Annotated in this window: 8 protein-coding genes; all 8 read left to right on the forward strand. The window is 74.8% G+C overall.

Annotated features, from left to right (window positions below):
• Positions 1-78: 78 nt before the first annotated feature.
• The 8 genes from FRZ03_RS01415 (at position 79) to FRZ03_RS01450 (ending at position 8,111) form a co-directional block, all read left to right on the forward strand.
• Positions 79-2,610 (forward strand): CHAT domain-containing protein, encoded by a 2,532-nt coding sequence (locus FRZ03_RS01415; RefSeq protein ID WP_261398458.1) that lies wholly within the window; start codon positions 79-81, stop codon positions 2,608-2,610.
• The gene (locus tag FRZ03_RS01420; protein WP_146463267.1) at positions 2,607-3,284 is read left to right on the forward strand and encodes a hypothetical protein; all 678 of its coding nucleotides are present in this window, start codon (positions 2,607-2,609) and stop codon (positions 3,282-3,284) included. Before FRZ03_RS01415 ends, FRZ03_RS01420 begins: the two co-directional genes overlap by 4 nt.
• Entirely contained in the window at positions 3,284-3,955 is a 672-nt protein-coding gene (locus FRZ03_RS01425) for an RES family NAD+ phosphorylase (RefSeq protein ID WP_146463268.1), read from the forward strand. The genes FRZ03_RS01420 and FRZ03_RS01425 overlap by 1 nt, the downstream gene beginning before the upstream one ends.
• A 109-nt stretch (positions 3,956-4,064) precedes the next feature.
• Entirely contained in the window at positions 4,065-5,168 is a 1,104-nt protein-coding gene (locus FRZ03_RS01430) for a macro domain-containing protein (RefSeq protein WP_146463269.1), read from the forward strand.
• A gap of 141 nt (positions 5,169-5,309) precedes the next feature.
• Positions 5,310-5,522: an NfeD family protein gene (locus FRZ03_RS01435; protein ID WP_261398459.1), complete on the forward strand. Its 213-nt coding sequence runs from the start codon at positions 5,310-5,312 to the stop codon at positions 5,520-5,522.
• The gene (locus FRZ03_RS01440; RefSeq protein ID WP_146463270.1) at positions 5,519-6,289 is read left to right on the forward strand and encodes a vWA domain-containing protein; all 771 of its coding nucleotides are present in this window, start codon (positions 5,519-5,521) and stop codon (positions 6,287-6,289) included. Before FRZ03_RS01435 ends, FRZ03_RS01440 begins: the two co-directional genes overlap by 4 nt.
• On the forward strand, positions 6,286-7,056 hold the full coding sequence (locus FRZ03_RS01445) for a PP2C family serine/threonine-protein phosphatase (RefSeq protein ID WP_146463271.1): 771 nt from the start codon (positions 6,286-6,288) through the stop codon (positions 7,054-7,056). The genes FRZ03_RS01440 and FRZ03_RS01445 overlap by 4 nt, the downstream gene beginning before the upstream one ends.
• A 2-nt stretch (positions 7,057-7,058) precedes the next feature.
• Positions 7,059-8,111, forward strand: a complete 1,053-nt coding sequence (locus tag FRZ03_RS01450; RefSeq protein WP_261398460.1) for a protein kinase domain-containing protein — start codon at positions 7,059-7,061, stop codon at positions 8,109-8,111.
• Positions 8,112-8,155 lie beyond the last annotated feature (44 nt).

An 8,155-nucleotide genomic window follows, 5' to 3' on the forward strand; every position in this document is an offset into this window, starting at 1 on the left:
CCCGGATCGTCGTCCACGCAGACCCCCCGTCCCACCGCGCCCGGCCCCTCCGTCGGTACCGGTGCCGGTGGTCGGGGCATGCCCCGGACCGCCGACGAGTTCCGGCGGCTCCTCGTCGCGGTGCAGGCCGCCAACACCACCTCCCTGGACTTCACGAATCATGTCGGCGGCGGCGATCCGGCCGCCCTCGACGAGCAGCTGCGGCGGCTGCGCGGCGCGCTGGACGGGATGCCGGAGGGCGTCGCGGACACCGACGCCCTGGAGGCGCTGATGGCGCTGCTGCTCAACGCGAGCGACGGTGCGGGCGGCACCCTCCAGGACCAGGCGCTCGGCTTCGCGAACCTGAGGACGGGCGTCGACTACCTGCGGCGCAAGTCGCAGACCTCGATGCCCATGGCCGACAGCCTGGCGGTCGGGGCCGACGTGATGAGCCTGATGACCGAGTTCCGCACCGTCGCGCAGGACGACGTGCAGGGACTCCGGGAACTCCTGGGCAAGGCCGAGGCGCTGGCCGACTCCGTTCCCGAGGGACACGACCTGCACTACATCGGCCTCGTCGCCCGGTCCATGGGCCGCCTCATGCTCGGCCGGGCCACCATGGACAAGGAGATGCTCCTGAGCGCTCTCGCCGACTTCGAGGCCGGAAGGGCGGCCGCGGGGGACAGCGGCCTCCCGTTGGGCGTGGCGGAACTCGACTCCGTCTTCCCCGACGCCGCGGCCTTTCGCGCCTACCTCACCGACGACCCGACGAACCTCCCGGACCGGGAGCCACCGCCGGCCGACGCCACCGCCGCCGAGCTGCACTCCGCGGTGAGCCGCCTGGGCATCCGCTACTCCTTCACCAAGGACCCGGCGGACCTCGAAGCCGTCATCACCACGCTGGAGCGGCTCCGCGAGCACATCCGGCAGGGCCGGGCCCCGCGTGTCGCGGGCGAGTCCCTGTGGCAGCTCGCCGAGGCCTACCGCGCCCGCTGGCACCAGGAGCGCGCCGAGTCCGACGCGCAGGCCGCGACCGACGCGGCGAACGAGGCCCTGGCCACCATCGCCGCGGACGTCCTGCTCCAGCACGGCGCCGAAGACCGTCTGACGACCGCCCGCAACGGTGCCTCCCTCGGCATCCGGGCCGCCCTGTGGGCCGCCGCCCACGACCGGGTGGAGGACGCGGCCGCCGCCCTGGAGCTGGGACGGGCGCTGGTGCTGAAGGCGGCGGCCACCTCCCGGGCCGTACCGGAGCTGCTGGAGGACCGCGGACATCCCGAACTCGCCGCCGCCTGGCGGGAGTCCGGCGTCACCGACAGCACCGAGCTGCCTCCCGAGCTGCCCAGCACCCTGCGCCGGCGCGCCCTGGAGGCCCTCGGCTACCGGCAGCGCGGTGGCCTGCTCGGCACCCCCACTCTGCGCGAACTGGCCGACGGAGTGGGCGAGGCCGGTGCCGACGCGCTGATCTACCTGGTCCCCGGCGACGGCGGCGAGGCCCCGGGCATGCTGCTGGTCGTCGGCCCCGAGGTCGGCATCGGCGTGGGCCCGCTGCCCATCCTCTCCGAGGAGAACAGCGGCCCGTTGGAGCGGTACATGGACGCGGTCGACGCCCGTGCCAAGGCGCCCGGGGGCGAACGGGCGGAAGCCGCCTGGGAGGAGGCTCTGTCCGAGCTGTGCCACTGGGCGCACCTCGTGTTCGTCCACGTCCTCGCCGGACTGGACGAGTACCTGCCGGGCGACGCGGCCGACCGCCGTACGCCCCGCGTCGTGCTGGTTCCCTGCGGCCGGCTCGGGATCGTCCCGTGGCACGCGGCCCGCTTTCCCGAGCGTGCCCCGTTCGACTACCTCTGCCAGGCCCTGGTGATCAGCTACGCGGCCTCCGGAGGCGAGTTCCTGCGCACCGCGCGCCGCAAGCCGCGCGACCCGGTCTCGGCCCCGGCCCTGGTGGCCGACCCGACCATCACACTCACCTACGCCGAACTGGAGGTCCTGGAGCTGCGCAACGCCTTCTACCCGGGGGCACGGCTGTACGGCGACTTCGCGGCCTTCCCGCGCGACTCGGTGCCGGCCGGTACCCCCGAGCAACTGCTGTCCCTGCTCGCCCAGGACCACTCGATGGTCCATCTGGCCACGCACGGCATGGCGGGAACGCGCCCGACGGAGTCGGCCCTGCACCTCGCGGGCTCCGACGAGGAGAGCGGCCGGCTCACCGTGACCCGGCTCCTCGACCGGCCGCAGCCCGCCGAACAGGAGGCGGCGGACGGGCCGTTGGTCGTCATGAGCGCCTGCGAGACCGATCTGAGCAACCGTGACCACGACGAGGCGCTGACCCTCACCACGGCGTTCGTCTCGGGTGGCGCGCGCGATGTCGTGGGGACCCGCTGGCGGGTCGAGGACAGCGCCTCGATCCTGCTGATGGCGGTCTTCCACCACCACCTGCGGGCCGGCCTCGGCCCCGTCGACGCGCTGCGGGCCGCGCAGTTGTGGATGCTCGACCCGGACCGCGAGGATCCCGGCTGCCTGAGCGAACAGTTCCGCGGGGACGTCCGCCGCCCCGATCTCTGCCGGCCCGCGCTGTGGGCCGCCTTCATCCACCAGGGCCACCCCGGCCAAGGAAAGGAGACCGTATGAACCCGGGTGAGGACGGCGGGACCCAGGTGCTCGCCCTCATCGAAGAGCACCGTGACAGCATTCGCGCCCAACTGACCGAGGAACAGTACGCGTTGCTGCTCACCCGGTTGCGGGAGCTCGCCGACACCGCGCCCGACGACGAACGGGCCGTGCGCCGGGCCCTCCAGGCCGTGCGCCACTGCCTGGTGCCGCTGCCGTTCGGGCATCCGGTCCGCAAGGCGCTGGACTCCGTACGGCTCGTCGCCACGGCGCCCGTCGGCGGCCCGGTCGTCTCGCGCTCGCGGGACCTGCTGGCCCGGCTCACGCTCGTCCCGCCACCGCCCCCCGACACACCGGCCATCATCGCCGCCGTCGAGCGCCGGCTGCTCCAGGCGCCCGCACTCTCGGCCGGCGAGGTCCGCGCCCGGTACGACGGTTCGGCGCCACCGCCCGAACTGATCCGGCTCGGCGACCGCTACCCCGAGTTCCAGTTCCGGCCCGGGGACGGAACGCCGTACGAGGTCGTCCTGGAGGTCAACCGGGTGCTGCTCGCCGACGCGGACCCGTGGGGAGCCGCCGACTGGTGGCTGAGCGGCAACGCGTGGCTGGACGGCGGATCGCCCGCCGCCCTCCTCGGCGTCCGGCCCGACCGCGAACTGGTCGGCGCCGCCGTCGCGTTGGTCGAGGGGGACTGATGCTCACCGTCTCGCCCTCCGTGTACCGCTTCCGGCCGCACTGGGAGGTGCTGCCCGCCGGCACCCACCTGTGGCGGATGCACTCGTCCCGGTTAGCGGCCGAGGAGTTCAAGCCCTTCGACCCGGACGACCCCGCGCCGGGCCGCTTCCACGCGACGCCCGAGGACCCGTACCCCTGCCTCTACGCGGCGACGGAGCCGGAGACCGCGCTCGCCGAGACCCTGCTGCGCTCGGTCCGCTTCGACCCGGAGACCAGCATGCGACTGGTGCCCTGGGCGGCGGTGCGCGGCAAGTCGCTGAACGCCGTGCGCACCCGGTGTGAGCTGAAACTGGTCTCGCTGCGCTCCGGAGCGGCCCTCGCCGCCGTCTGCCAGGACCACACCCTGCTGGAGGACGAGGGGCCCGAGCACTACCGGGGCACGCGCCGCTGGGCCCGGGAGATCCGCGCCCAGGCACCCGAGGCCATGGGGATGATCTGGGAGTCGAAGCGGAACCCGTCACGGCGGTCCCTGGTGCTCTTCGGGGACCGTCTCGCGGACCACCCCGACGGACCGCTCGAGGCACTGCCGTTCCGCAGCATCGCGGACCTCGGTTCGCCGGAGGGCGTGAAGGAGGTCAACCAGCTGCTGGAGCCGCTGCGTTCGGCGGTCAGGGAGCCGCTGCGCCGCTGAGCGCCGGGGCCCGCCCGCCGCTGTGCGCCGCCTCCGGTGTCCCGCCTGCTTCGGTGTTCCGCCCGCAGCTCGCTTGTCCCGGTGAGACGTCGGATGCCATCGTTGGCGCATGGCACCGCCGTCCATCGACCATGCGTCGGTTCTCGGGGAATTACAGGTGGTTCGGCGGGCGGGGCTGCTGCGGCTGCGCGGTAGCGAACTGCCCGCCCTGGAAACGGCCGCGGCCTCCTCGGTGACCGCGCGCACCCGCGAGAGCGCCGTCGAGGCGCTGCTGCGCCGCGCGGTGGGGCGGCTCGACGCGGGCACGCTGCGCACCGCCGCCGAGTACACGCTGGGCCTGGCCCAGGGCACCCGGGACTGGCCGGCCGCCTCCCGCCGGGCCCGCGCGGCGCAGGTGTACCGGGTGAGCGAGGAGCGCTTCCGCAAGCACCACGAGGTGATGGTGCTCGGGCAGGTGGCCGAGCACATCGTGGCACTGGCGCAGGACGGGGCCGGCGCCCCGGACGACGACGAGCAGGACGGCGGGACCCACCGCTTCGTGGAGGTCCTGGCCGGCGGGCGGACCGTACGGCTCACCCTCCATGTGCACCCCGTCGACCTGCTGCGGGACGTGGACGTGGTGGTCTCCCCGGCCAACACCTACCTCGCGCTGCCCGAGCCGTACAAGTCCTCGGTCTCCGCCTCGTTGCGCCGGGCCGCCTCCGTGCGCGGGGTGACCGGCGACCTGCTGGACGACCCGGTCCACGACGAGCTGCGCACGTGGGCGGCCCGGCACGGCACTTCGGGCCGCCCGGTGCTCCCGGGCACGGTCGCGGCCACCGGCTCGGGTGCCATGGCCCGGTACGGCGTACGGCGGATCTACCACGCGGCGGTGGCCGTGCCCCGGGCCGGCACCAACGACTACGACGTGCTGCCCGCCGACATCACCCGCGCCACCTCCCGCGCGCTCGCGCTGCTCGCCGAGGAGCACGACCGGCACGACCCGCCGCTGCGCTCGGTCTGCTTCCCGTTGCTCGGTTCCGGGCGCGGCGGGCTTCCGCACCGGGTGAGCGCGGCCGCGGTGTGGAGCGCCGTCGAGGCGGAACTGGCGCGCGGGGCACGCTGGGACGTGCACTTCGTGGTGCACACCCAGGACGCCGCGCGCGCGGTGGAGCGGATACCGGCCAGGATGCGCCCGGTGCGCGACCAGGCGGCGCCCGGCCGGTCCGGTTGACTGGAAGGGCGGGCCGCTCAGGGGGTGCCGCGGGGGAGCGATCCCCCGGGCGGCCCGCGCACCCGCCGCAACCGGCACCGCTGCGGTGCCAATTCACGCAAGGGACGGGAACGGGATGCCTGCGTCACCTACGGTGGCCGTATGACCAGGGGGATGACCGAATGGGCGGACGGCCGCACGGGTCGCACGGTGACCTGGCCCGCCCCGGACGCGTACGTGCTCGTCGACGGAGTCCTGCTGCGCACGGTGCCCGAGCCGCCCGGTCTGCCGCCGGGCACGCCCGTCACCGTGCGCCGTGACCGGACGCGGCCGCTGCCGGTGGCCCGCGAGGACACCGGGGCGGCGGCCGAATGAGCGTCCACGGCATCGAGTTCGGGTCCGGGTACGAGGAACGCCAGCCCGTGGTCCTGCTCCTGGACACCTCCGCCTCCATGGGCCGGCCGGCCGGGCACCCGCGGATCGACGAGCTCAACGACGCGCTGGCCCGCTGGTTCGACGGGGTCCGCGCGCAGGAGCGGCTGCGCACCCGGGTGGAGGTCTGCCTCATCACCTTCGACTCGGCGGTGCGCGTCTACGACCCCGGCCCGGGCCGGCTGGTCCCGGTCGAACAGGCCGCCCCCGACCGGCTCTTCGTCCCGGCGGACGGCATGCACCCGCCCGTGCTGCGCGCCGAGGGCCTGACCCGGCTGACGCAGGCCGTGGACACGGCCCTCGACCTGGCCCGCACGCGCTACCGCGCCCTCCAGCGGCAACGGGTGCCGGTGCGGCGCCCCTTCCTGTGGGTCCTGACGGACGGCGCGCCGAGCGACGACCAGGGCCGCCCGCTGGACGAGGCGGCCCTCGCCGGCACGGCGGACCGGGTGCGCGAGGGCGAGGCGAAGGGCGAGTGGGTCTTCCAGGTGATCGGGGTGCGCGGCGCCGACCTGCCCATGCTGCGGGTGCTCGCCCCGAAGGCGACCTCCCCGCTGGAGAACCTGGACTTCGGCCGGATCCTCGAACTGCTCTTCCAGAGCACCGACGACAGCAGCCCGGACCAGGACGCCGACCTCATCCACCAGCAGGTCGACGACCGGGCCACCCGGCTCGCCCGCATGGAGGAGATGGAGAGGGGCCTGCTGTGATCATCGCGGGCACCTCCGTCCAGGGCACCGCTCACCTCGCCGCCGCGCAGGGCTGCCAGGACGCCTTCAAGGCGGTCGACCTCGGCGGGGCCGCGGTGCTGGCCGTCTCCGACGGGGCCGGCAGCCGTGACCGCAGCGCCCTGGGCGCCCACATAGCCGTCGACGCGGCGTGCCGGTTGCTGGCGGAGGAGTTACCGGACACCCGGGAGACACCGGAGACATGGACCCGGTGGACCGCGGGGCGCGGACGAAGGGTGGTGGAGGAGTATCTCCGGGCCGTTTGCGGGGTGCTGGGCACCGACGCGGGTCCGGCGGACCCGGGCCTGCTGGGCGCCACCCTCACCGCGACCGCCGTCGCCCCGCCCTGGCTGGCCTTCGTCTCGCTGGGCGACGGCTTCGCGACCCTGGTGACCCGCGACGACCGCTGCCACCTGGTCCTGCCGCCGCCCACCGGACCGTCCGGCTTCCTCTCCTCCCCGGGCGCGGCCCTGCGCGTACGCACCTTCGTCGTCTGGGAGCCGGAACTCGCCGCGGTGGTCCTGGCCACCGACGGCTGCGCGCCGCTCGCCCTCGACCATCCCTCGGTGCGCGGACTGCCCGCCGAAGCCGGCCCGCTGCCGGCCGAACGCTTCTTCCTCGGCCTCACCGCCACCCTCCGCGGCAACGACGGGGACGCCGAGCCCCTGCGCAGCAGGCTCTCCGGGCCCGAGGCCGGCCGGACCGGCGACGACCTGACCGTCCTGTGCGCCCTGACCGAAGGGGCGTGAGCGTGGGACTGACGGTCGTGTCCGGCACCGGACACACATGGCGGCTCACCGAGCAGATCGGCAGTGGTTCCGAGGGATTCGTGTACGGCGTCGACGACACCCGCCCCCTCGTCGCGAAGCTCGTCCCCGGTCCGCCCGACCCCGAGGCCTTCCGGCGCCGCGTGGCCCGCCTGGTGCGCCGTCGCCGCGAGCCCGGCACCGTCGGCCTGCTCGCCGGGACCCCCGTCCGGCTGGCCTGGCCGCTGGTCCCCGTGCACACGGCCGCCGGCCGGGCCGCGGACCGGGTCGACGGCTATGTGATGACCGACATGCGCCACGCCTACCAGCCGTTCAGCCACCTCCTCACCGCCGCCACGCGCCGCGTCCTGCTGCCCCGGGCGACGTGGGCGACCGGCCTGCGCGCCGCCCTCGCCCTGTCCCGGCTGCTGGCGGAAGTGCACGCGGAGGAGTACGTGGTGGGCGATCTCAAGCCCGACAACCTCTGGGTCGACGAGACCGGCCGGGTCGGTCTGGCGGACATCGACTCCTGGCAGTTCAGGGACGGCCGCGAGCTCTTCCGGGGCCGGATGCGCACCCCCGGGTACACCGCCCCCGAGCGGATCGGCGTGCCCGCCGGCACGCCACCGGACACCGCGTCCGATGACTTCGCCCTGGCCGTCCTGGTCCATCAGCTCCTCATGTCCGGACTGCATCCCTTCGCCGGGTACCCCGCGGACGGCGCCGACTACGTGTCGTACGACGACAACGTGCGCCACGGCCGCTGCCGGCTCGTGGACCGCGCCTCGGTGGTGCTGCCCCGCTCCGTGCCGCCCGCCGACCTGCTGCCCAGACGGCTCGCCGAGCTGTTCCGGACGGCGTTCGCGGATCCGCTCCGGCGCCCGTCGGCGGCGGACTGGGCCGAGGCCCTCGCGGCCGAGCAGGCCCCCGGCCGGCTGCGGGTGTGCACGGTGACCGCCCGTCACGTGCACACCGTGGAACGGCCGTGGTGCCCATGGTGCGACCAGGCCGAGCGGGGCGTGGACAGCTACCCCGGCCATGCGCGGGAGAAGGCATGAGCACGGGACGAGAAGGCATGGGCGCGGGGCCCGAGGGAAGGGGC

This window comes from Streptomyces misionensis, assembly GCF_007896895.1.
In the GTDB taxonomy this organism is placed as follows: Bacteria; Actinomycetota; Actinomycetes; order Streptomycetales; family Streptomycetaceae; genus Streptomyces; species Streptomyces misionensis_A.